This window comes from Weissella oryzae SG25, assembly GCF_000691805.2.
GTDB classification, from domain to species: Bacteria; Bacillota; Bacilli; order Lactobacillales; family Lactobacillaceae; genus Weissella; species Weissella oryzae.
On the sequence record NZ_DF820491.1, the window covers coordinates 82,690 to 105,161 of the forward strand.

24 protein-coding genes and 1 tRNA gene are annotated in these 22,472 nt (G+C 40.3%); 2 read left to right on the forward strand and 23 right to left on the reverse strand.

The genetic code is table 11. The features are described from left to right. Nucleotide 1: 1 nt before the first annotated feature. Genes TT13_RS11305 through TT13_RS06585 form a run of 3 tightly spaced genes read right to left on the reverse strand, consistent with a single transcriptional unit; the run spans nt 2 to nt 2,260 of the window. Nucleotides 2-178 (reverse strand): Rossmann-fold NAD(P)-binding domain-containing protein, encoded by a 177-nt coding sequence (locus TT13_RS11305; protein ID WP_190279638.1) that lies wholly within the window; start codon nt 176-178, stop codon nt 2-4. Between the two features lie 44 nt (nt 179-222). Beyond that, the gene (locus TT13_RS06580) at nt 223-1,584 is read right to left on the reverse strand and encodes a sensor histidine kinase (RefSeq protein WP_027699247.1); all 1,362 of its coding nucleotides are present in this window, start codon (nt 1,582-1,584) and stop codon (nt 223-225) included. Then, nucleotides 1,556-2,260, reverse strand: coding sequence for a response regulator transcription factor (locus tag TT13_RS06585; protein ID WP_027699248.1), 705 nt, complete (start codon nt 2,258-2,260; stop codon nt 1,556-1,558). The genes TT13_RS06580 and TT13_RS06585 overlap by 29 nt, the downstream gene beginning before the upstream one ends. A gap of 454 nt (nt 2,261-2,714) precedes the next feature. Here TT13_RS06585 and TT13_RS06590 point away from each other — a divergent pair, with 454 nt between their 5' ends. Next, the gene (locus TT13_RS06590) at nt 2,715-4,505 is read left to right on the forward strand and encodes an ArnT family glycosyltransferase (RefSeq protein WP_190279639.1); all 1,791 of its coding nucleotides are present in this window, start codon (nt 2,715-2,717) and stop codon (nt 4,503-4,505) included. Nucleotides 4,506-4,546: 41 nt separating this feature from the next. Here TT13_RS06590 and TT13_RS06595 read toward each other — a convergent pair whose 3' ends face one another. Beyond that, nucleotides 4,547-4,921, reverse strand: a complete 375-nt coding sequence (locus tag TT13_RS06595; RefSeq protein ID WP_027699250.1) for a hypothetical protein — start codon at nt 4,919-4,921, stop codon at nt 4,547-4,549. Nucleotides 4,922-5,108: 187 nt separating this feature from the next. On the opposite strand from TT13_RS06595, the gene TT13_RS06600 reads away from it, so the two are divergent. Further along, nucleotides 5,109-5,897: a TraX family protein gene (locus tag TT13_RS06600; protein WP_027699251.1), complete on the forward strand. Its 789-nt coding sequence runs from the start codon at nt 5,109-5,111 to the stop codon at nt 5,895-5,897. Nucleotides 5,898-6,013: 116 nt separating this feature from the next. On the opposite strand, the gene truB is transcribed toward TT13_RS06600, so the two are convergent. The 19 genes from truB to TT13_RS06695 form a co-directional block, all read right to left on the reverse strand. Continuing rightward, nucleotides 6,014-6,925 carry a tRNA pseudouridine(55) synthase TruB gene (gene truB / locus TT13_RS06605; RefSeq protein ID WP_027699252.1) on the reverse strand — a complete coding sequence of 304 codons (912 nt, stop codon included), beginning with the start codon at nt 6,923-6,925 and terminating at the stop codon, nt 6,014-6,016. A gap of 129 nt (nt 6,926-7,054) precedes the next feature. Continuing rightward, nucleotides 7,055-7,411, reverse strand: coding sequence for a 30S ribosome-binding factor RbfA (gene rbfA, locus TT13_RS06610; RefSeq protein WP_027699253.1), 357 nt, complete (start codon nt 7,409-7,411; stop codon nt 7,055-7,057). A 29-nt stretch (nt 7,412-7,440) separates the two neighbouring features. Continuing rightward, on the reverse strand, nt 7,441-9,666 hold the full coding sequence (infB, locus tag TT13_RS06615; protein WP_027699254.1) for a translation initiation factor IF-2: 2,226 nt from the start codon (nt 9,664-9,666) through the stop codon (nt 7,441-7,443). Nucleotides 9,667-9,677: 11 nt separating this feature from the next. Further along, nucleotides 9,678-9,983, reverse strand: a complete 306-nt coding sequence (locus tag TT13_RS06620) for a YlxQ-related RNA-binding protein (RefSeq protein WP_027699255.1) — start codon at nt 9,981-9,983, stop codon at nt 9,678-9,680. Continuing rightward, complete coding sequence (rnpM, locus tag TT13_RS06625; RefSeq protein WP_027699256.1) at nt 9,973-10,272, reverse strand: RNase P modulator RnpM; 300 nt, start codon at nt 10,270-10,272, stop codon at nt 9,973-9,975. Before rnpM ends, TT13_RS06620 begins: the two co-directional genes overlap by 11 nt. Nucleotides 10,273-10,283: 11 nt before the next feature. Continuing rightward, nucleotides 10,284-11,465: a transcription termination factor NusA gene (gene nusA, locus TT13_RS06630; RefSeq protein WP_045476856.1), complete on the reverse strand. Its 1,182-nt coding sequence runs from the start codon at nt 11,463-11,465 to the stop codon at nt 10,284-10,286. Nucleotides 11,466-11,484: 19 nt separating this feature from the next. After that, entirely contained in the window at nt 11,485-12,171 is a 687-nt protein-coding gene (locus TT13_RS06635; RefSeq protein WP_027699257.1) for a ribosome maturation factor RimP, read from the reverse strand. A gap of 192 nt (nt 12,172-12,363) precedes the next feature. Continuing rightward, a tRNA-Arg gene (locus tag TT13_RS06640) sits at nt 12,364-12,437 on the reverse strand. A gap of 63 nt (nt 12,438-12,500) precedes the next feature. Then, nucleotides 12,501-13,832 (reverse strand): magnesium transporter, encoded by a 1,332-nt coding sequence (mgtE, locus tag TT13_RS06645; RefSeq protein WP_027699258.1) that lies wholly within the window; start codon nt 13,830-13,832, stop codon nt 12,501-12,503. 11 nt (nt 13,833-13,843) lie between these two features. Continuing rightward, the gene (locus tag TT13_RS06650) at nt 13,844-14,728 is read right to left on the reverse strand and encodes an RluA family pseudouridine synthase (RefSeq protein WP_027699259.1); all 885 of its coding nucleotides are present in this window, start codon (nt 14,726-14,728) and stop codon (nt 13,844-13,846) included. Further along, on the reverse strand, nt 14,728-15,537 hold the full coding sequence (locus tag TT13_RS06655) for an NAD kinase (protein WP_027699260.1): 810 nt from the start codon (nt 15,535-15,537) through the stop codon (nt 14,728-14,730). The genes TT13_RS06650 and TT13_RS06655 overlap by 1 nt, the downstream gene beginning before the upstream one ends. After that, on the reverse strand, nt 15,515-16,147 hold the full coding sequence (locus tag TT13_RS06660) for a GTP pyrophosphokinase (protein WP_027699261.1): 633 nt from the start codon (nt 16,145-16,147) through the stop codon (nt 15,515-15,517). The genes TT13_RS06655 and TT13_RS06660 overlap by 23 nt, the downstream gene beginning before the upstream one ends. Nucleotides 16,148-16,359: 212 nt before the next feature. Next, nucleotides 16,360-16,884 carry a DsbA family protein gene (locus tag TT13_RS06665; protein WP_027699262.1) on the reverse strand — a complete coding sequence of 175 codons (525 nt, stop codon included), beginning with the start codon at nt 16,882-16,884 and terminating at the stop codon, nt 16,360-16,362. 104 nt (nt 16,885-16,988) lie between these two features. Further along, nucleotides 16,989-17,516, reverse strand: coding sequence for a YfcE family phosphodiesterase (locus tag TT13_RS06670; protein WP_027699263.1), 528 nt, complete (start codon nt 17,514-17,516; stop codon nt 16,989-16,991). A gap of 1 nt (nt 17,517) precedes the next feature. Then, the gene (locus tag TT13_RS06675) at nt 17,518-18,114 is read right to left on the reverse strand and encodes an XTP/dITP diphosphatase (RefSeq protein ID WP_027699264.1); all 597 of its coding nucleotides are present in this window, start codon (nt 18,112-18,114) and stop codon (nt 17,518-17,520) included. A 15-nt stretch (nt 18,115-18,129) separates the two neighbouring features. Further along, nucleotides 18,130-18,951: a glutamate racemase gene (murI, locus tag TT13_RS06680; RefSeq protein ID WP_082816200.1), complete on the reverse strand. Its 822-nt coding sequence runs from the start codon at nt 18,949-18,951 to the stop codon at nt 18,130-18,132. A 23-nt stretch (nt 18,952-18,974) separates the two neighbouring features. After that, nucleotides 18,975-19,610, reverse strand: coding sequence for an HAD family hydrolase (locus TT13_RS06685; protein WP_027699266.1), 636 nt, complete (start codon nt 19,608-19,610; stop codon nt 18,975-18,977). A gap of 77 nt (nt 19,611-19,687) precedes the next feature. Continuing rightward, on the reverse strand, nt 19,688-20,002 hold the full coding sequence (trxA, locus tag TT13_RS06690; RefSeq protein ID WP_027699267.1) for a thioredoxin: 315 nt from the start codon (nt 20,000-20,002) through the stop codon (nt 19,688-19,690). Nucleotides 20,003-20,084: 82 nt separating this feature from the next. Next, entirely contained in the window at nt 20,085-22,466 is a 2,382-nt protein-coding gene (locus TT13_RS06695; protein WP_027699268.1) for an endonuclease MutS2, read from the reverse strand. Nucleotides 22,467-22,472 lie beyond the last annotated feature (6 nt).

The following is a 22,472-nucleotide window of genomic DNA, read 5'->3' on the forward strand; positions in this document are numbered from 1 at the left end:
TTTAATTTAACACGTCACCAATGATGACGTGATTACGATTATCTGTTAATTTAGTTGAACTACGCACAAAAAGGGTGGTTTTAACTGAGCTACCTAATTTCTCAGTGACTAACCGGGCAATTTGCCCATTTGCGCCCAAAATCAAAACTTTTCGTATCACATTATATTCCTTTTTCATCAAAAACTTGACAGTATACTAGTGTTAATCAAATATGACACACCTTACTTATGACTAACCGTAAAACTGACTTGGGCAATTGTTCCCTTTGGCTGATGGTCAAAAAATCTAATCGTTAATCCATTCTTTTCTGCCAATTCAGCTGCTAAAGCCAACCCTAAACCAGTTCCATTAATTGTTGAGCTGTGCGCCCGGTCACCTCTAAAGAAGCGTTCAAAAACCTTTTTACGATCTGCCACAGGAATCCCTAAGCCACTATCAATAATTTCAATTAAATTATCTTTAAGGCGTAAAATAATTGGCGAATCTGCCGGTGAATATTTAACAGCATTTTCAAAAATAATCTTTAATACATACAGCGTATTTTCCTGATTCGTCAAAACCCACTTTGCAGTCTGGCGTTCAATCCTAATCTCACGAGAACTCTCACTTTGTACCTGCGCTGCAAAATCATCAAAAATTAAAGCCAAAGGATAATCACTCTGTAATGCCGTACTTCCTTCAATGTGTGACATTGCTAATAACTGTGAAACTAAAGCTTGCATCCGCTCTGCTTCCTGGTCTAAATGAGCCAAGGCCTGTGGAATTACTTCCGGGTGACTTTGCCCACGGCGATGAATTAAGGCTAAATTCCCCCTAAAAGCTGCTAATGGCGTCTTTAGTTCATGCGAGGCATTGGCAATAAAGTCCTTTTCATGTAACACCTGGTCTCGCAAAGATTCTAGCCAAGAAACCGAGGTTTCACGTAAAGTCCGCACCTCAGCTGGTGCCGTAATAGTTGGTAATTGTGGCTCAATGGGTTCTTCTAAACTAACCTGACCAACAGCTCGGGTAAAATTAACCAACGGAGCGCTAATTTTATCAGCCAAGCGCCGAATATAAAAAATCGCCAAAATATAAAGCAATAAAATGGCCAATAACATACTAACGACCACAATTTGTAGGGTCTGAAAAGCGCTGTGCATTCCAACCATGACTAAAATCTGACCATCATTCGTCGGTAAAAGATATTTATAATACAAACCACGATCGTCAACCCAGTAATAATGATTAATCAAGGCAGTTTTATTAGCCTTAGTAATTAAAGTTTTAGCAGCTGTATCGGAATAAAGATACTTTTTCCCATGTGAGGCATGATTTAACGTAATTTGTACATAGACATCGTGTACATCAACTATACTGTTTTCGCGCCAGCTATTCCAATCAATAAGACTATCAATATCCTCTTTGTTCATCTGTTTTGCCAGGCTAATAATATCATGTTGTCGCGTCAAAAGTAGTCGGTACCCTACTGTGCTGCTTGTAACAACAACTAGGACCAAAAAAATCATCGCAAACAAACGTGAAAAGGTACCCACAATAATATTGCGACTACTTTTAATTGGTTTCGTCTTCTCGGAGAACATACCCCACCCCACGCTCTGTCCAAATCAATTCAGCTTGTTTATCAAGTGCCAACTTTTGCCGTAGATGCCGAATGTATACATCAACTGTATTATATTGCCCAGCAAAATCAACACCCCAAACTAAATCAAATAATTCATCTCGTGATAAAACTTGACCGGAGTGTTTCATCAGCGTTGCCAATAAATCAAATTCGCGCCGGGTTAGATTTATCTTTTGTCCTGCCCGCTCAACCCGATGTGTGGAAGTGTTTAACGTTATGTCAGCAAATTGATAAATCGTTTTTTCTACCTGATTTTGTTGGATATTAGCTAGCCGGCGTAGCGCTGTGTGTAGGCGTGCCAATAGCTCCTCTATCTTAAAAGGCTTGGTGATATAATCATCAGCCCCCTTATTCAAACCTAAAACCTTGTCGTCGAGCTCCGTTCGGGCAGTCATTAATAAAATTGGTAATAGTTGCGTCGTTTGCCGAATTTCTTTCAAGACCGTAATACCATCTTTTTTGGGCAGCATCCAGTCTAAAATAATCGCCCCAATCTCGCCTTGGTGCACTTGATACAAAGCTAGTGCTTCTTGACCATCATAAGCTGAAATCACCTTGTAACCCTCAAAGGTTAGTTCTTGACGTAGAAAATATTGCAGTGCTTCCTCATCTTCAACTAATAAAATTGTTTCCATATTAATTCACTCACTTAGTTATTCTTCAATAATTAATTAAATATCTATCAAATAAGGGCACTCTTTAACATTTATTTAATGAGCTTGACCCTAAAATCTGCTAAAATTAAATGTGTTTGCGCAACAATTCTATAATCATTGCAATCAAATTCTTGGTTTGGCTCAGTCACATTCGACGTAATTTTACGCCTCCAAACATGTCCCTAACCTTAAATATTTTTACACTAACATTATTTATTTGGAGTCCTTCATGCAATTCATTACAAGAACTATCAGCCTTATTACAATTTTTGTACTATTCATCGGCTGTATTACGAATCTACTCTACCCATTTTCAGTAATTACTGTTCTTGGCTTTTTACTAGTTATCGCTTTACTAGCTTACCTGCGACCTCGACTAAACCAGTTACAAGTTAAGCATTGTGACTGGTTAATTACTGGTATTTTTATTGGTATGGTTATTATACAAATTATAACCCTATTAAAAATACCAACAACTGTCTATCACGATCCCTTACGAGTTTATTTTCAGGCCGAGCAATTAGCAACTGGCAATCATAATTGGGGGCATATTTCCTATTTTTGGCGTTATCCTAACAATGCGGGCTTTGCCATTATGCTCTCTTGGATTTTTAAAGTCACCAATTTCCTTGGGATTTCAACTAATTTTGCCGTTAATAGCCTAGCTCTTATTCTATATGATGGCTTAATTGTCTCACTACTCTATATGGCTAAAAAGCTGCAACAAAGTTCATTGCGTCGCCTTGGAATTATTGCTTTCTTTGCCCTAGCCCCCCTTTCATATACCTATGCTATTCATGTTTTCTATACTGATACGCCGTCATTAATTTTTCTTGCTTGGATTATCTATCTCCTGATTCGTTGGCCGCAATACAGCCATAAGAAACGCTGGATTACTGGTCCTTTACTAGTTCTTTTTGTTTTGCTTGGTCAGTTAACTAAACCAAATCTAATTGTGATGGCAATAGCAATTGTCATTTGGATGCTCTTAGCCTTAATAAAAAATCGACAAAGCTTCAAAAAATTAATCTTAATACCAGCGTTCTTAGTTTTAATCGGCTTTGGCTTATCAATGCCAGTAAAAAGTGCGATTTTACAATCGGCTAATTACCACACTAATACCAAATATGAATTGCCAGCAACTTCATGGATTTATATGAGCCTAAATCCTAAACATAGCGGTACTTATGTTAGTTCGGATGTTGCCAAGATGATGACGCTACCTGACAAAGCTGCACGTTCAAACTATCTTGCTAAAGCTATTCCAGAGCGGCTGAATCAGTATAACCCGTTGACCTTGTTGATGCATTTCGTCGTTAAATTAAGTGTCTTAACCAGTAGTCACACCCTACCAGTTGCTTACACGGGGGGACATACTAGTTCGCCAGCTTGGTATCAAGCAAATCAGTTAATTATTACCCGCTTGGCTAGTATCATGCAGCAAATTCTCTGGTCCAGTCTCTATTTCATTGCAATGTTGACAGCTATTGTGCGCTATAGAGCTAAGGATATGCCAGCTGAGTCAAACGCAATTACCCTTTTGATTAGTCTTACAATGCTTGGTTATGCTGCCTTCCATGCCTTGATTTGGGAAACTGAGGAGCGCTACGGTTTAATCCTCTTACCACTCATTTTTCTACTCTTATTTGTTCAAACAAATTCTCGCTTCGACGATAATTTTTCTAAAACTAAAATTCCCGTCTTAAAGCGCGGTATGGTCTTAACATTAGCATTAATCTTCTTACTCGCTAATGTATTAAATATCAGTCTTTCTGGTAGGTTTGGACAAAAGCAAACGGTAGTTATCAAAGCACAACGCAGTCAGTTATCGGCTCAATATGGCGCAGCCCCCTTCATGCTAGCACCACAACGCTTTTTAACCCAAGAAGTGCAACTAGGTACTACTAGCCAAAAAGTTTTAATTCAAATGCCAGCAGCTAGTCAAATTAATGCTTCTCTAGTCAATCTTGATAAGTTCAAGCGTACACCATTAAAGCCTGAGATAATTGGGGGTGTTCCTTATCTAACTTCGACTAAAGCACTAAAACCTGGTCGCTATCAAATTACTTTATCAAATGACACAAATGAATCACAACCACTTTGGTTGGTTAATTTAAATCGTTATCAATTAGCGCCTAATTCAGCAAAGAGTAACCAAATAATTCCGGAACGGGCATCATTAATTTACACATTCTTTGCACAACAGCACAACTTACCCCTCTAAATAGAAAAAGCGTTTTAACTCTAAGAGTTAAAACGCTTTTTTTATAACCAGCTCAGCTTGAAATCTGCTTGATTGGCGATTGGCTGAACAATTTCATAATTGTCAGCTGCCAAAATTCGCCGCATCGCACGATCCACATACAAAGCATCATCATCAGCAAAATTTTTTAACTTTGCATTTTCAACATTTAAACGTTGCTGCACCACATGGTAAGTATAAGGATGGCTTCCCGCATACTTTGCAACTCCCGCTAATGGAGCCGCTAAAGTATATTGATTAATACCATCTGCATCAACAACAATTGTCCCCTGCCAATTAATTGCCGCCTCTTGATTTAAACTAACCGCATCAACTTGATTAGCCAATAAGGCTAAATTAATATCTACAACTTGCTCTAAAAATAATTTATCTGCCATGAAAACTCCCCAATTTCTGCATAACATATATTATCTACGTTAAAAGCTGGCTAACCATCAATAGTATTATATCATAATTCATATCACAAGTTAATTTCTTCACTATCTTCAAAATGACATTATTGTAAGTTTTAACAATAACAATTTCTGTATAATTAATGTTATTAATAAGAAGGAGTCAATCGATATGTTTTCTAAGATTAATGGGCACTGGGGTATAAACTCTTTTGGTTTAAAAGTCATTGGTATCGTTTTAATGGTTGCCGATCACATTCATGAAATGTTTTATTATGTTGGTGCACCTGAATTTTTAACGATGGTTGGTCGCGTAGTCGCCCCAATTTTCTTATTTTTGGCGGCTGAAGGCTACCACTACACGCATAGTAAAATTAAGTATTTGCGTAACCTATTAATTGGTTTTTGGATTACGGCCTTAATGGAAATGCTTTTGCAAAATTGGTTGCCAAATCAGCACATTGTCTTGATTAATTCAATTTTCGGCACACTTTTCTTGGGTGTCCTAGCCATGTGGGTTTTTGATAGTTTAAAGCATCCTCGACAAGCGCCCAAAACATTTGGCTGGGGGCTACTTGGCCTAGCTTACTTACTATTGAGTAACGTCTTAGTGATCTTACTTCTATCAGCCAACAGTGCCCCTAATCTAGCGCGTTTTGCGCTCTTCTTACCAACCGCGCTTACTGTTGAAGGTGGCTTTATTTTTATCCTGTTAGCCCTGTTCTTCCATATTTTTCGTGGTAAAAAATGGCTACAAGCTGGCGTTCTCGTTATTCTAGGCTTAGCACTCTTCTTCTTGAATGGGCACGGTGATTTTGCTTGGCTACTAGTCTTCGCAGCTCCTCTTATTCTACTTTATACGGGTAAAGAAGGTCGTAAGGAGAAGTGGTTCTTCTATATTTTCTATCCTAGTCATATTGCTCTGCTCTATATCATTGCAACGCTGTGCTTCCCAAAGTAAACAAATTTGAGCTTCTCACATATAACTTTTAATTCTTTATAAAGTGTGAACCCCTAGAGTTAGCAAACATTCGCTGCCTCTAGGGGTTCATTTCATTCATAACTAAAGCTACGACCTTAATCTAAATCTAACTGACGGTATGGCCGATAAAGCTCTTTATCTGCATTCCAAGTGTAGACCGATTTAGTTGCGCCTTGGTAAGTCAAAACTAGCTGGTCAACTAGGCCCGGATTAATCGTCGCTGGTAGCCCGACACCTTGCTGAACTTTCGCAAACTCGCTTGCACTAAGCGCGTACTGTGGTAAGTCTACTAAGGCTGTACCAAGCGGTTTTAGCCAATCTCCTAAATCATCTGTGGCAGTCATCTGTTCTGCAATTTCGCTTAACGAATGAGTTTCGCTTAACACAAACCCGCCAGCTGCCTGTCGCGTTAATTGGCTCATCACAGCTGCAACCCCAAGCGACTTACCTAAATCAACCGCAAGGGTTCGAATATAAGTTCCTTTAGAAACGGCTGCTTCGAACCGGAATTTTTGTAAGCCCTCGGCTGCATCAAACTTGCTATCCGTTAGGCGTTCGAAGCGATAAATCATTGCCTGACGTACAGGTCGCTCAACACTTTCTCCCGCCCGGGCATACTCATATAAACGCCGTCCATTCACTTTAACGGCTGAATACATTGGTGGAATTTGGGTAATTGCGCCAGTTAGCTGAGCCATCGCTTGCATTAATTCTGCATCACTAAAGGGCTTAGCTAATGGGGTTTTCTCAATCACTTCACCATCAAGATCTTCAGTCGTAGTTGCAAATCCCAAAGTTACCTCACCGGTATACACCTTACCCGCACTTTGTAAAAATTCAATGGTCTTTGTTGCCTTTCCTAAAGCAATTGGTAAAACACCATCAACATTTGGATCGAGTGTTCCGGCATGCCCAATTTTTTTCATGTGTAAAATCTTCCGTAATTTAAAAACTACGTCATGACTTGTCATACCGACTTCTTTATATACGGGTAATATTCCATCCATCTCAGCTTATCCATCCATCTTTTATTTGATATAACATTCTAGCATATTTACTAAAAATTTTTTCTAAAAAAAAAAGATTGAATCAGCCAGTTAATCGCTAATTAGCGGCCTTAATCAATCTTTGTTTTTTTATTTATCTTGTTGGAGCTTACGAATTAAATCGTCAATTTTATTACCATAAGCGACTGAATCGTCTTTTACAAATGATAACTCAGGAGTCTTATAGATTCGAATCCGGCTGCCTAATTCGCGTCGAATCAAACCAGTAGCTGCTTCTAAGCCGGCTTTGGCCTTTTGATTATCTGATGCTAATTCAGACATAACTGAATAAAAAATCTTTGCCTGTTGCAAATCACCAGTGACTTCGACACCGGTAACTGTAACTCCTTCAACGCGTGGATCACGAATGCGCTTGAGTAAAATATCATTTACTTCGCGTTGAATTTCTTGCTCCAAGCGTCCAACACGGAAATTTGATTGTGCCATTGCTTGTCTCCTTTATCAAGATGTAAAAATTAACGAGGAATCTCAACCATTTCGTAGGCTTCCAAAGTATCGCCAATCTTTTCATCATTGTAATTCTCGATTGTCAAACCGAAGTCATAACCATTCTTAACTTCCTTGACATCATCCTTATAACGACGCAATGAACCTAATTTACCATCGTAAATTACGATACCATCACGAATCAAACGGACTGATGAATTACGAGTAATCTTACCAGATGTTACCATACCACCAACGATGGTACCAACCTTAGAAACCTTGAATAACTCACGTACGTCAGCTGTACCAACGACACGCTCTTCAAATTCAGGGTCAAGTTGTCCCTTCATCGCTGCTTCAATTTCATCAATGGCGTTATAAATAACTGAGTGCAAACGAATATCAACCTTATCAGACTCAGCTTGTTGCTTAGCTTGAGGAGTTGGTCGAACGTTGAACCCGATGATAATTGCGCCAGAAGCTTCAGCTAAGGTAATATCTGATTCGTTAATGGCACCAACGGCTGTATGCAAAATATCAACCTTAACACCTTCAACGTCAATCTTACGGAATGATCCAGCCAAAGCTTCAACTGATCCTTGTACATCCGCCTTAATAATTACAGGAACTGACTTCATTTGCTTCTCGGCCATCTTGTTGAACAAGTCAGAAACTGAAACCACATTATTGCGGTTACGCTCTGCCAACAAGGCCCGCTTAGCACGTTCTTCACCAGCTGCACGCGCAGTCTTTTCATCTTCAAAGACAACGAATCGATCACCAGCAGAAGGTACATCATTCAAACCAGTAATTTCAACGGGTGTTGAAGGTAGAGCTTCTTTAATGCGACGACCACGATCATTAGTCATGGTACGAACCTTACCAAAAGTATTACCAACAACAATTGGGTCACCAATGCGCATTGTACCTTGTTGTACCAAGACAGTTGCCACAGTTCCGCGACCCTTATCCAAACGAGCTTCAATTACTGAACCAGCTGCGCGTTGTTCTGGGTTAGCTTGTAGCTCCAAAACATCAGCTTGCAAAAGCACCATCTCAAGTAATTCATCAATATTTTGACCAAACTTAGCCGAAATATTAACAAAGATAGTGTCTCCACCATACTCTTCTGGGATTAGTTCGTATTGCATCAATTGGTTGATTACATTTTCAGGGTTTGCACCTGGCTTATCAATCTTATTAACCGCAACAATAATTGGTGTCTTGGCTGCCTTAGCATGATTAATTGCTTCAATTGTTTGTGGCATAACACCATCATCAGCAGCAACCACTAGGATTGTAATATCAGTAATATCAGCTCCACGTGCCCGCATCGCTGTAAAGGCCGCGTGACCAGGGGTATCCAAGAAGGTTACCAACCGACCAGTATCGGTCTTAACTTGATAAGCTCCGATATGTTGTGTGATTCCACCAGCTTCACCCTCAGTAATATGAGAATTACGCAAGTAATCTAGCAAGGTGGTCTTTCCATGATCAACGTGTCCCATGATTGTTACAACCGGTGCACGTGGTTCAAGGTCTTCAGTATTAGTTGATTCGCTCTCAAAGAATTGGTCCAAGTCAGCAATATCAACTTCAACCTTCTTTTCCGCATTGATGCCGTAATCAGCTGCCAAAACTTCAATCGTGTCATCATCAAGTGATTGGTTTTGATTTACCATTACACCCAACATGAACAACTTCTTGATGATTTCAGTTGCATCACGGTGAATCAACTTTGCAATATCTTGTACGTTCATCCCAGTTGTGTAAAGCAAGGTCTCTGGTAATGGTTGATCCTTACGTACAGTTGGGGCTGGCTTATTTTCGTTAACATTGTTGCGATTATTGCGCCGACCCTTTTTGTTAGAACGGAAGTTATTGTTGTTTCCACGGTTGTTGTTGTTATTACGACCGTGAGAATTATTGCTATTATTTTGTTGATTATTGTTACGGCCGCTACGTGGGCTCGTGCTTTGCACATTCCGGTTACCACGTGGCTTGTATTCAGTTTCAGTTTCATTGTTACGACTAGCTTGCTTTGGAGCAGCTGGTGTAGCTTTGCTTTCAACTTTTTTTGGTGCAGCTGTTTTTGCAGCTGGCTTTTTAATACTATCAGTCAGAATCTTTTCCGCCTTTTCATCAATTGTTGACATATGATTTTTAACATCGATACCAGCCTTCTCCGCGGCCACTACCAAATTTTTGGAAGGAACATTTAGTTCTTTAGCTAATTCGTAAATACGTTTTGTCATGCGAATCCTCCTTAAAGTTCCAGATACTCCCGCATCTTCTTTGCGAATCCACGATCAGCAACAGCAATGACGGTTCGGGCAAGACCAGTTGCATCGGCCAACTCCTGTCGTGTCAAATCTGTTGTAAAAGTTACTTCGTAACTAGTGGTTTTATCTGTAAATTTCTTCTTACTGCTAGCCCCACCATCTTCAGCAAAGAAAACAAGGTTTGCCTTTTTTGCACGGATGGCACTTAGCACCATCTCTTCGCCAGTAACTAATTTACCAGCACGTCGCGCTAGGCCGAGTAAGTTTAATAATTTTTGCTTATCTTTCATCCCCAAACAATTCCTTTCGGGCTTGTTGGTGGTCAACATAAGCAACTAATTCATCGTAAAAGTCATCCGTTAATTTAACAGTAAAGACGCGATCAAAAGTACGCTTCTTTTTTGCTAATTGAGCAACTTTAACGTCCAAAGAAATATAAGCCCCCCGGCCGTTAGCACGGTTAGTTGGGTCAAGTAGTACTTCACCTTCAGGTGTCTTAACTACTCGCACAAGATCCTTTTTGGGCACCATTTCTCCCGTTACAATATCTTTGCGCATCGGAATTTTACGTGTTGCCATAAATTCACCCCTTATTCTTCATCAAAGCGGCGATCCAAAGCAGCCTCAACCTCATCTAAGTCAGGAAGCTCAGCTTCCGTATTAGCATCAACGGTTGGTGCAGTCGCTTGGTGTGCTTCTTTTTCCACCATTGAAGCCGTAACATTGTCACGCTCTGATTCTGGCTTAATATCAATCTTGTAATTAGTCAAACGAGCAGCTAGACGGGCGTTTTGTCCTCGCTTACCAATTGCCAATGATAGTTGATAATCCGGTACGAGTACTGTTACTGCCCGATCGTTACTTGGATCAAAAATTACATCAACCACTTCGGCCGGTGACAAGGCATTAATAATGAATTGAGCCGGGTCTTCTGTCCATTCAATAATGTCCATGTTTTCACCGGAAAGTTCATTAACAACTGCTTGAACCCGTGTACCACGTTGACCAACCATTGTACCCACAGCATCTAGATTGCTGTTGTTTGAATAAACGGCCACCTTAGCGCGATCACCAGCTTCACGGGCAATTGACTTAATCTCAACTGTACCATCATAAACCTCTGGTACTTCGGCTTCAAACAAGCGCTTAACCAAGTCAGGATGTGCACGTGATACGAACACTTGTGGTCCCTTAGCATTGTTTTCAACTGCTGAAACTAAGACCTTGATTTTATCACCCATTTGATATTGCTCATTTGGCATTTGATCTTGCGGCTTCATCGCTGCAAATTGATTACCTGGCAAAATCATGTAAAGGTAACGGTTATCTTGTCGTTCAACTTCACCGGTGATAACTTCATCTTCATATTCAGCAAACTTTGTATAAACAATTTCACGTTCAGCTTCACGCACTTTTTGCATGATAATTTGCTTAGCTGTTTGTGCTGCTAACCGGCCAAAGTCTGATGGTGTTACTTCAAAACGTAGTTCATCACCAACTTCATAAGCGCGATTAATTGCCTGTGCATCTTCAAGTGAAACTTCATCATAAGGGTCAACTAGGTCATCGACGTCACTAACAACCGTCTTAACCGCATAGACTTTGATATTGCCCTTCTTTTGATCAAATTCAACTTCAACATTTTCAGCTTCGTCATAATTTTTTTGGTAGGCCTTGGTCAAAGCAGTTTCAATTGCTTCAATCAAGATTTCTTTCTTAATTCCCTTTTCTTCTTCAAGAGCGTTAAGAGCTGATACTAATTCCTTACTCATTTTGGTTCTCCATTAAAAACTAGAAATCATTCGCTTGGCGGGCTTGTGCAACCGCGGCACGTGGAATTTCTACCACTTGTTCATCATCCATTTTTAATTCTAAAATTGTTTCATCGGCCTTTAGTAACTCACCAGTAAAGTCCTTAACTCCCGCAATCTTTTGGTAAGTTGAAACATGTACCATCTTATTGATGGCCCAGGCAAAATCTTCCTGGCTGGTTAAAATTCGCACTTGGCTAATCGCCAAATGAGCCGATTTAACTTGATTCATTGGTAGCTCAAGCGTCTTACGCTTACCCTTGGTAGTTTTAACTAGGGTCAGACTACTATCAGTTACTGCTTGTAGCTCAGCATCAAATTCAGTTAAATCATCCAAAGGAACATTAAGCTCTAGGTGAATTGTCTTTTCAAGCGCCCAAGTAAAGTCCTCTAAGCGCTTCAGAGCACGTTGTGCACCTGGTGATGAAACATCCATCATGTAGGCAGCTGGAAATGGGTCAGGAGCTATTTGGTCTAATTGTTCACCAATCAACTCCGTCAACATCACCAAATCATCCATCGTAATTGCGCCATGTTGCCGGTCAACTAGGATACGCAAAACCATATCACTATCTTGCTTTTCGTAAATTACATCCCAAAGATCAAACTCACGTTCCGCTAAAATCGGTGTGAGTACAGTTTTAACGGTTTCTACAACACCTGTCATAAATTCCTCCCTTCACTTTTGTTAATCGAGTAAAACTCCAAAAAAAGGAGCGGCCAATCCTTTAATAGAAGACGGCCACTCACATTCATGAGCTATTAATAACAAAGATAATTATAGCTTATCTAGCTAGTGAATGCAAATATATGGTCTAATGTTCAAAAAAAGCCGGAACATTTGTCCCGGCTTTCAATATGCACCTAGCAGGAGTCGAACCTGCAACCTTCTGATTCGTAGTCAGACACTCTATCCAATTGCGCTATAGGTGCAAAACTCTGTTGCTAATTAACAACAGAATTTATCTTACACTATCTATCGCTGCAAAGCAAGGCTTAGTTCATAAAATGACTAATAAATAAGCCCGCAATTGAGAAATAAATCATAACTGAAGTTAAATCAGATAAAGTTGTGATAAATGGTCCGGAGGCAACAGCTGGGTCAACTCCAAAACGGTCCATAATCCGTGGAATAAAAGCACCGGCAATATTAGCAACTAAAATTGCAATCCCCATAGCTAATCCGACAGCCAAGCCCAAAAGCATATCACCCTTCCAAACCCAAATAACAATAAAGATGGTTGCACCGGCAACCACACCAACGGTTATCCCAATGATAAGCTCGGTGATAAAGGCACGTATAATATTTGGTCGCTCGCCTAAGGACAGACGTCGAATTGCAATCGCTAATGACTGTGTCCCAGCATTACCACCTGTTCCAGTAATTAAAGAGACAAACACAGCTAAGACCGATGCTCTAGCAATTAAACTATCGTAACCATCAATAATGGTACTTGTACCTAAGCCTAAAAAGATTAAGCCAATTAACCACGGTAATCGTTTAAGCGCCGCAAGCAATGGATTTTGCTGCGGGGCGTTGACATCAGTTCCTGCTAAGGCTGAATAATCTTCGCTGGCCTCTGTATCAAGCACATGCACGATATCATCAATAGTAATCATCCCAACTAGCTTACCTGCTTCAATAACTGGCAAAGCTACAAAATTATAGTCAGCCATAAGGCGCGCAACAACTTCTTGATCTTCAGCCGGATTGGTTGTGATTAAATGATGATTCATTACATCTTTTACCAGTGTTTGTGCATCATTTAAAATAAGGGCTCGAAAAGAAAGTACCCCTACTAATGCATCTGCCTGATCAGTAACATAGATATACTGAAAAGACTCAATTCTTTGCGCTGCCGTTTTTATTGTAGCTAAAGCTTTTTTAACCGTCATTGTGGCGGTCACTGCCACATAATTATTATTCATCAAAGCGCCAGCTGTACCAGCTGGATAGACTTTTACGGCCTGAGGATTGGATAATAAATCCATATAGGTCTGACGCTGCTCTTCGTCTAACAAACTCAATAATTGACTAGCGTTGTCAGAATACATATGCTCTAACAATTGAACCGCTTGATTTTTACCAAGCTGTGCCAAGAGTTCTGCAGCATTCGCCTTGGTATAGTTGATGTCGTTAAACATATGTGCAAGTTCTACCAAGTCTAACCATTCCACAATTGTGGCACGCTCAGTTAAATTTGATTGCAGATAAAACTGGCCTTGGACATGCGGATGTAAATCAAGAAATAACTTTAGAAATGGAGTACGACGTGCATTTTTTAGATCAGCTTTTAATTGCAAGGTAATCGCTTGATTTTTATCCATGCCGCTTCTCCTTATTTTAATAACTGTTGCATATCAACTGGCATCGGCGCCTTAACCGTACGGTCAGTTTGTGCAAAAGGATCATAATAGGTTAATTGATAAGCATGCAATGCTTGCCGCTCAATCCCCCGATCCATTGGTCCGCCGTATATCTCGTCACCAACCAAGGGGTGACCAATGTAATTAAAATGGACCCGAATTTGATGTGTCCGACCCGTATGCAATTTAACACGAATTAGCGTTTGATTGCCAAAACGCTGTTCAACCCAATATTCGGTCTGCGATATCCGTCCATCAGCCCTAACTTCCCGACGGATAAAGTCGCCATCCATTCGACCAATTGGTGCATCAATAATGCCATGGTCATCTGGTAAATCACCATTAACCAAGGCATAGTAACGCTTATCAACTGCATGTTCCTTCAATTGTTTATCCAAAAGTCCATGTGCAAAGCGATGTTTAGCTAAAAGAGCGACTCCTGAGGTAAATCGGTCGAGTCGAGTCACGACATGTGGAACTAAATCTTTGGCACCTTGTTGACTCAAGTAGCCTTTGACCCGATTAACCATTGTATTTTCACGGTCAGCACGACCAGGAACTGAAGTTATTCCAGCTGTTTTATTAACAATCAGCCAGTTATCGTCTTCGTATAAAATCTCAATTGGCAATTCTGAAGTAGCAACAATGTCATTACTTTCCTCGGCTGGCATAATAATTGTGACGGTGTCGCCAAGATTAACCTCATCAATTGTTCGAATATGTTGACCATTTAACAAAATGTCACCATTTCCACGCTTCATAATAGAAAACATTCGATGTGATACTCCACGCTGAGCCAAAAAGGTTTTAACCCGTAAAGTACCACTTTCTTTTTTTGTCCATGAAAAACGGGCCATCAATCTACCTCCGGGCCAATAAAACTTGATTTTACGCGATGCCAAAATTCTAAGTGTCGATATTCAGCAAAAGCAATTTTTTCGGGTGCAACCCGTAATTCGAGCCACTTAATATGTTTTGACGGTTGGCTCAACTGGTCAAAACTAATGATTTCATTGCCATCTTCATGGGCTGGCACAATCTTGATTGTTTCATTAGGGCCAACAATTAATGGTGAACCTAATGTTCGATATACTCGGTTATTTAATGATGCAATTTCCGATAATTGAATCACTGCTAAACTAGGCTGTACTACCGCACCACCAATTGACTTATTGTAGCCAGTTGAGCCCGTAGGTGTAGCTGCCGCTAGCCCATCACCTCGAAAACGCTCAAATAGTTCGCCATTGATATACACGTCAGCCACCAAGGTCCCCATTGACCGCTTAATTACCGCTTCATTTAAAGCCAATTCACGAATAACCTGTCCATCAGTTTCGTGTAACGTAACTTCTAATAAAGGATAGGTTACAGTTTTACCCGGCGTTGCCAAAAGCGAATCAACCATCGCTTGAACTTCATCTTTTTGCCAATCTGAATAGAAGCCCAAATGACCAGTATGTACTGCAATAAAACGCACATGTGCCAATTGATTGCTATAAGCATGAAAAGCTCCTAGTAAAGTTCCGTCACCACCAACGGAAATTACTACATCTGGGTTTTGATCATCAAAAATAATATCCTGACCCTTAGCCAATAAAGCACTTTTAATTTCTCTTGTTACCGCTAAAGAACTAACTTGATTATTACTGTAAATTGCTAGACGCATCAGTTATTTCTCCTAATTTCGTCGTGTTAACATGCTGGTCTAGCTCGGCATAGATGTCATCAACCTGCATACTTAATTCGGCTGCTTTTTGTAATTTCATCGCTAACCACTCAGGATCAGCCACATTATTTTTATAATTTAGTGCGTGCTCGATTGTTGCCCAAACATTCATTTGTAATGTTCGAATTTGAATCTCTGCTAAAATCTTTCGTTCACCAGAAATTAATTGCAATGGGTATTCAATCACGATGTGATAGGATTGGTATCCTGAAGGCTTAGGATTTGAAACATAATCGCGCTCCTCAAGGATGGTCATATCTTGTCGTTCCCGCAATAAATCAACCACACGATAAATATCACCCTTAAATTGGGTCATAATTCGTAAGCCCGCAATATCTTCCATATCGAGTTCTAAACGGTCCAGATCAATATGCCGCCGAACTGCTTTTTCTTCAATTGCAGCAATTTTTTTTACTCGTCCAGTCACAAATTCGATGGGAGTTTTTATATCAGCCATTGCAAACTCGGCGCGCATACCACGCAACTTAATCTTCAACTCTTCAACTGTCTGTTGATATGGTTGCAATCGTTTTGTCCATTCTTCAACCATCTCATTGCCTCCCTATTTGGTCTATCCTATTGTACCAAATTGTAACTACTTTCACGAACTACAATCTCAGCTTAAATAAACCCATGCTATACATTTTACCTGCTTAACCCAACAAATCATACTAGATATTAGCAATTCATTGTCCTACAACAACAAAAGTTAAGTGGCAGCTCATAAAGAGCTACCACTTAACTTTTGTTTCACCATAAATTTTAAATTATTGCATCTTGAACCGCTACTTCTAGGTCTATTAACGCCGCTTCCTCTAAGAAGGGACGTAACTGATCTGTTTGTTCATTTTCAATTACTAGCAATGGTAAAGTATTCTCTTTAATGTAACTCTGGGCGATTCGCTGCTTGCGCATTAAGCCTTGGCGGTTGGCTGGATCGTTACGTTCAATCAAAAACTCATCCCAATTAATTGCTAAGTCAGCTAACATTTTAATAACTAACTGCTCATTATACACTGCGCCGGCCGCAATTGCTTTTTGTCCAGCTAATAAAAACTGACGAGCTTTGCTTGCCCCCCAAATGTGGACAGCTTGATAATCTAACACAAACTGATAAAGCACCTGTCCCATTTGATAATCGACATTTTTCAGGGTCTGTATATTGATTACTGGTATTAAGCGTAACTTGTTTGGCTCGACAAGTTGACTATTTATTGTAATTAACCGCTCTTCTAGGTCAACTGCATCCATGCTTAAAGGCTCAATGAACAAAAGCATTTCATTCATAAAATATCCCCTCCTTCACTAACTTCAGTAGAAATTGTACCGAAAAAATTCATAAAGGTCGAATAATATGTTTATAACTTTGCCAAACTTTGAAGATTCAACCACTATAGTGGGCGCTTAAAACTAAATTCTAAGTTATCAACTGGCTTTGCATCACGTGTATAAAAGGTAACCGTATACTGGTTAGTACTTACACTTAAGATAGCATAAGTACCACCTAGATACGCATAGGTTCCTTTAGGTAATGAAATCGAGCCTGGGTTAATAAACAATCGATGATCAATTACTTCTGCACCTAATTGATGAGTGTGACCAGATGTTACAATATCAACCGCTAAATCAGCGGCCTTTTGTCTTAACTGGTTTAATGTTCTTTCAGTTCCAAACAAATGACCGTGTGTTTGGTATAGGTTAATAAGACCATCTTGATAATGATGCTCATCTGGAAAATTGGCATCATTATCCATATTACCAATTACGGTCCAAACATCTTTAAAAACACTGTCATTAGCTGCAAGTTCTGAATCACCGTTATAAAAAATTGCCTTAACTTGACCTTTATAATGGTCAAATAGCTCAGTTAAAATTTTACGATCACCATGTGTATCAGAAATAATCAAATATTGATCCATTTTATGCCTCCCACCACTGCTTAAATTCTTGAACAAATTTTTGTAAAGCTTGCCCTCGATGCGAAATCGCATTTTTCTCGGTCGCAGTCATTTCAGCAAATGACTGTTGCCTAGGTTCGTAAAAGAAATATGGGTCATAACCAAATCCATCATGGCCACGTGGCTCAGTTAAAATCCGTCCAGCCACTGAACCTTCAACGACTAATTTTTCACCGTTTGGCTTTAACGCAACAATCACTGCATAAAACTTCGCTGTACGTTTTTGAAATGGCACCCCATCTAAGGCCTGCATCAATTTAGCGTTATTGGCAGCATCATCATGATCACCAGCATAACGAGCAGAATAGATTCCTGGAGCACCGTCTAAGGCATCAACTACCAAGCCGGCATCCTCAGCCACAACCGGCTGATTAAATGCCTGTGCGATTGTTGTAGCCTTCTTTAAGGCATTTTCAGTGAAAGTGTGACCGTCCTCAACGATGTTTGGAACATTTGATAACTCATTAAGCGATTTTACTGTAATTCCTAGGGGTTCTAAAAATTCACGAAATTCACGAACCTTACCTTCATTTTTTGAAGCAAAGATTAATTCTGTCATCTAAATCTCTCCTCTTTATCTTACAACTAATTCATCGGCATTAATCGCTAATCCTTGCACTGATAATTGACTATCAGCCAACCAGCTCTGTGCAATTTTTGTAAATTCATCAACCGCACCGGTCGTATAGAAACGATTAGCCGCTAATGGTTCGTTTACATCGTGCGCTAAATCATTTTTCGCCATAATTTTTTCAACAACTTTAATTGACTCAGCACCAGCATTAATCAAATGTACCTTATCGCCCATTGCTGCTTGAATAAAGCCTTCAAGTAATGGGAAATGCGTGCAACCCATAATTAAAGTATCAACCGGTTGATTATTGAAAAACGCTAACCGCTCAGCCACTAATTTTGCAACCACTGGTGCATGATAATCCAGCTTTTCAACTGCCGTCACAAATTCTGGTGCTGCTAATTGAACAACTTCTTTATCGGAATTGCCAGTCGTTAACCCATTTGCATAGGCCATTGATTTAACGGTACCTTCGGTTGCAATCACCCCGACGTGCTTGCCTGGCAAGGCTAGTGCGGCATCAATTCCCGGTTGAATCACCCCAACAACTGGAATTGGTAAATTTTTTTGCAAGTCAGGTAGTGCCGCTGCGGTTGCCGTATTACAAGCAACCACTAATAGCTTAATATCTTGAGCAACTAAGAAATTTGCTAACTGCCAAGAAAAGGCCTTCACTTCTGCTTGCTCACGTGGTCCATACGGCATCCGGGCTGTATCACCAACATAAATTACTTGTTCATTAGGTAGTTGGTTTAAAGCCTGCTTCACAACGGTTAGTCCGCCCACTCCCGAATCCATATACCCAATTGCCCGGTTATCCATAATTACCACCCAAATGTTTCTTTCTACTTAATAATTTTTTTGGTTTGAACTTCCGCTAAAAGCTCTAACGGACTTTCAAAAATATAATCAGCCTCAGCAAACTTACTCTTATCATGTGCCCCCCAAGCTGCTAAGCCAAAATCAACACCAGCTGCATGCGCCGCTTGCATGTCATGAATCGAATCACCGATATAAAGACTTTCTGTTGGCTTTGTCGCTAAATCTGCTAACGCTTTTTCAATTGGGTCAGCAAATGGCTTCATCCGCTTGGTCATACCAGCGAAAACAAAGCTCGTAAAGTACCGGTTAATATCAAAAGCATCTGCATGGTCATTATATTCAGCTGCAGTATTAGATGTGACAATTCCTAGATTGAATTGCTGGGCTTGTAACCCAGTTAGCATGGCTGACACCCCATCAAAAAGTTTAACTTCATCCCAAAAATCATGGTAATGTTGTTGCCATTTTAACTGAACAGTCGGCGCATTCGGAATTGCTAAAAATTCCAAAGCATCTAGGGAAGGTAAACCAAAAGTTTGATAAACTTCAGCGTAACTTTTGGGTAACCCAATTTCAGCTAGCGTATGTTGCAATGAGTGCATATACATTGATTCAGTACTTAAAAGGGTACCATCAACGTCAAAGATAATTGTCTGCATACTTTCGACTTTCCTCTTTCATTCCATAAAAAAATTCCAGTAATATCATTATACCACTGGAATTTTACACCGGTCATCTAAGCCGTGTACTTATTTAGGATAGCCGCTAGTTGTGGTGCTGGTGTAAAACCAGTTAGCCTTTCAACCACTTCGCCGTCTTTTTTAATAATCAAAGTTGGAATTGCCAAAATTCCAAGTTCGCTTGGTGTCTCTGGGTTTGCATCAACGTCTAACTTGTTAAAGTTGACCCCGTCCATTGTCTTAGCGAGTTCTTCAACTACTGGTGATTGCATCCGACAAGGTCCACACCAAGTAGCCCAAAAGTCAGTTAAACTTACACCTTCACTTGTTACACGCTCATAATCTTCATCAGTTACATTTTGTACAGCCATAATTCATCCCTCACTTTGAATTGTGCTTATTTTTTGTTACCAATATTTTAAACCCAACTGAAAAAAAAAGCTAGTTAGCTGCTTAACTTAATTCCGCATAGGTTGCCCCCTGGTCAGGGCCAGTAAAGTTAAATGTCTTTACTGCACGATTTGACCGTAAGTACTCCTGGACACCTTTACGAATTGCTCCGGTTCCCTTACCATGAATAATCTCAACTGATGGTAAGTTATTTAGCAGTGCATTATCAATAAAACGGTCCAATTGTGCCATAGCTGCTTCATAGCGTTCACCACGTAAATCAAGAGTTGCTGACGCATTTGCACGATTAGTTGCCCGCGCCGTATTTACACCACGTCGCCCAGACTTAGGCTTAGCTTGGTCATCGCTCGCTTTCAAAGTTTGTTTCTCAAGCGCATCACCCTCTAAGACCATCTTCAAAATGCCCATTTGCACTTCAAATTTGTTGTCCTTTAAGACCCGCTTGATAATTCCTTGCTGGCCATATTCGCGAACCAAAACAGTATCACCTAAACTAAGGGCTTGATCAGCACGTGCTTGTTTAGCCTTCCGTAAAATTCGATTGTTTTTAGCTGAAGGCTCTTGGCGTAGCTGATTTAATTCACCCTTAGCAGCGATAAGTTCATTGGTCTTAATTTGATTACCATCTCGCTGCATTTTTTCCAAGTCAGCGATAATTCGACTAGACCGCTTTTTGGCTTCAGCCACAACATGATTAGCTTCCTGCTTAGCATCTTCGAGCAACTTTGCCTCTTTTTGCTCAAATTGCGTGTACTTTTGTTCATAACTTGATTTGATTTGCCGATTCTCAACGACCTGCGCTGCTAGTTGAATTTGCTGATCCAAAACCGCATTGCGTCGTTCAACCAAATCAGCAATCATATCATTTAGTTCTTGTGAATCATCTGCCGTCAAAGCAGATGCCGCATTAATAATGTCTTCTGGCAGACCTAACCGCCGCGAAATCTCCAAAGCATTTGACTGACCTGGAATCCCCAACAAAAATTTATAGGTTGGGCGCAATGTTTCTACATCAAACTCCATGGAAGCATTAATCGTATCCGTCCGGTTATAGCCGTAAACTTTTAGTTCTGGATAGTGGGTAGTTGCAACTGTATAAGCACCGTGGGCACCCACCGCATCAAGAATTGCCATTGCTAACGCAGCTCCTTCTTGTGGGTCCGTTCCTGCCCCCAACTCATCAAACAGCACTAGCGAATGGCGGTCAATTTGCTTTAAAATATCAACAATATTTACCATATGCGAACTAAATGTTGATAAGGATTGCTCAATTGATTGTTCATCCCCGATATCGGCAAAGATTTCATCAAAAATCCCCACCGTCGAATATTCTGCAACTGGCAAAAACAAACCTGATTGTGCCATTAGCTGTAATAATCCTAGAGTCTTTAGCGTAATTGTTTTACCACCCGTATTAGGTCCGGTAACAATAATCGCTGTATAATCTTCGCCCAAAATAATATCGTTAGCGACGGCTTTTGCGGGATCTAGCAAAGGATGCCGCGCAGCTCGCAATCGAATATGATTTTCAGCTGAAAATTCTGGTTCATTGGCTCTAATTGCAACGGCATAACGCGCTTTGGCATTAACAAAGTCTAAGTGACCTAAGATTGCCGCATTGGTTAAAATTGCATCCGCTTCTGGCCGTAAAATATCCGAAAGTTCTGCCAAAACCCGTTCTTCTTCTTGGCGCTCTTTCAAATAAAGTTCCCGCAACCGATTGTTCATATCAACCGCTGCTGCAGGTTCAATATAAAGGGTTTGTCCAGTCTGACTTTGGTCATGGACAACACCACCAAATTGGCTACGGTACTCGGCTTTTACTGGAATTACATAGCGATCATCACGAATCGTCACAATTGCATCTGATAAATACTTTGCCAGCTTCCCCCGCGTATAATTTTGCATCTGTTGCCGGATTGCATTTTCAGTACTTGAAATTGCTTGGCGTACCTTTTGCAAAGCTGGTGATGCTTCATCAGTAATGCGACCATCCGCATCAATTGCTGTGTTAACCTGACGAGTCAAATCTTGTAGCATCACTAGTTGAGAATAATAAGGTTGCAAAGCTGGAAAATCTTCGTCCTTATCAGCAACTAAGTTTTCAAAAAATGTTCGAACCTGCCCACTACTAAATAGTACCCGGCCGACTTGTGCCAATTCGGTACCACTTAAATTAGCATTGATTCTAAGGCGTTGCATTTGTGGTTTAATATCTTCTAACCGTGGCACCGTGATACCAGCGGCTAAACGGATAACACGCATTGCATCAGCTGTTTCGGCCAGCCAACGTTGCATTTCAGGCGCCTCTTTAGTTGGTAATAGCTTATCTAATTCTAGCTTACCTGCTGCGGTTGTTAAAAATGGTATCAGCTGGGCCTTAACCGCATTATATTCTAACGTTTCTAATACCTTTGAATTCATTTTACC

Bases quoted from the DNA above. Each gene is read 5' to 3' on its own strand.
- TT13_RS06655 (WP_027699260.1), bottom strand. From the start codon at position 15,537: ATGCGTCTAGCAATTTACAGTAATAATCAAGTTAGTTCTTTAGCGGTA.
- infB (WP_027699254.1), bottom strand. From the start codon at position 9,666: ATGACAAAACGTATTTACGAATTAGCTAAAGAACTAAATGTTCCTTCC.
- TT13_RS06665 (WP_027699262.1), bottom strand. From the start codon at position 16,884: ATGAATGAAATGCTTTTGTTCATTGAGCCTTTAAGCATGGATGCAGTT.
- rbfA (WP_027699253.1), bottom strand. From the start codon at position 7,411: ATGGCACAATCAAATTTCCGTGTTGGACGCTTGGAGCAAGAAATTCAA.
- truB (WP_027699252.1), bottom strand. From the start codon at position 6,925: ATGGATGGAATATTACCCGTATATAAAGAAGTCGGTATGACAAGTCAT.
- murI (WP_082816200.1), bottom strand. From the start codon at position 18,951: ATGGATAACCGGGCAATTGGGTATATGGATTCGGGAGTGGGCGGACTA.
- rnpM (WP_027699256.1), bottom strand. From the start codon at position 10,272: ATGGCAACACGTAAAATTCCGATGCGCAAAGATATTGTAACGGGAGAA.
- TT13_RS06670 (WP_027699263.1), bottom strand. From the start codon at position 17,516: ATGGATCAATATTTGATTATTTCTGATACACATGGTGATCGTAAAATT.
- TT13_RS06650 (WP_027699259.1), bottom strand. From the start codon at position 14,728: ATGGCCCGTTTTTCATGGACAAAAAAAGAAAGTGGTACTTTACGGGTT.
- TT13_RS06675 (WP_027699264.1), bottom strand. From the start codon at position 18,114: ATGACAGAATTAATCTTTGCTTCAAAAAATGAAGGTAAGGTTCGTGAA.
- TT13_RS06660 (WP_027699261.1), bottom strand. From the start codon at position 16,147: ATGGTTGAAGAATGGACAAAACGATTGCAACCATATCAACAGACAGTT.
- TT13_RS06620 (WP_027699255.1), bottom strand. From the start codon at position 9,983: ATGAAAGATAAGCAAAAATTATTAAACTTACTCGGCCTAGCGCGACGT.
- mgtE (WP_027699258.1), bottom strand. From the start codon at position 13,832: ATGGATAAAAATCAAGCGATTACCTTGCAATTAAAAGCTGATCTAAAA.
- TT13_RS06590 (WP_190279639.1), top strand. From the start codon at position 2,715: ATGGTTATTATACAAATTATAACCCTATTAAAAATACCAACAACTGTC.
- trxA (WP_027699267.1), bottom strand. From the start codon at position 20,002: ATGGCTGTACAAAATGTAACTGATGAAGATTATGAGCGTGTAACAAGT.
- TT13_RS06695 (WP_027699268.1), bottom strand. From the start codon at position 22,466: ATGAATTCAAAGGTATTAGAAACGTTAGAATATAATGCGGTTAAGGCC.
- TT13_RS11305 (WP_190279638.1), bottom strand. From the start codon at position 178: ATGAAAAAGGAATATAATGTGATACGAAAAGTTTTGATTTTGGGCGCA.
- TT13_RS06635 (WP_027699257.1), bottom strand. From the start codon at position 12,171: ATGACAGGTGTTGTAGAAACCGTTAAAACTGTACTCACACCGATTTTA.
- TT13_RS06595 (WP_027699250.1), bottom strand. From the start codon at position 4,921: ATGGCAGATAAATTATTTTTAGAGCAAGTTGTAGATATTAATTTAGCC.
- TT13_RS06600 (WP_027699251.1), top strand. From the start codon at position 5,109: ATGTTTTCTAAGATTAATGGGCACTGGGGTATAAACTCTTTTGGTTTA.
- TT13_RS06685 (WP_027699266.1), bottom strand. From the start codon at position 19,610: ATGCAGACAATTATCTTTGACGTTGATGGTACCCTTTTAAGTACTGAA.
- TT13_RS06580 (WP_027699247.1), bottom strand. From the start codon at position 1,584: ATGTTCTCCGAGAAGACGAAACCAATTAAAAGTAGTCGCAATATTATT.
- nusA (WP_045476856.1), bottom strand. From the start codon at position 11,465: ATGAGTAAGGAATTAGTATCAGCTCTTAACGCTCTTGAAGAAGAAAAG.
- TT13_RS06585 (WP_027699248.1), bottom strand. From the start codon at position 2,260: ATGGAAACAATTTTATTAGTTGAAGATGAGGAAGCACTGCAATATTTT.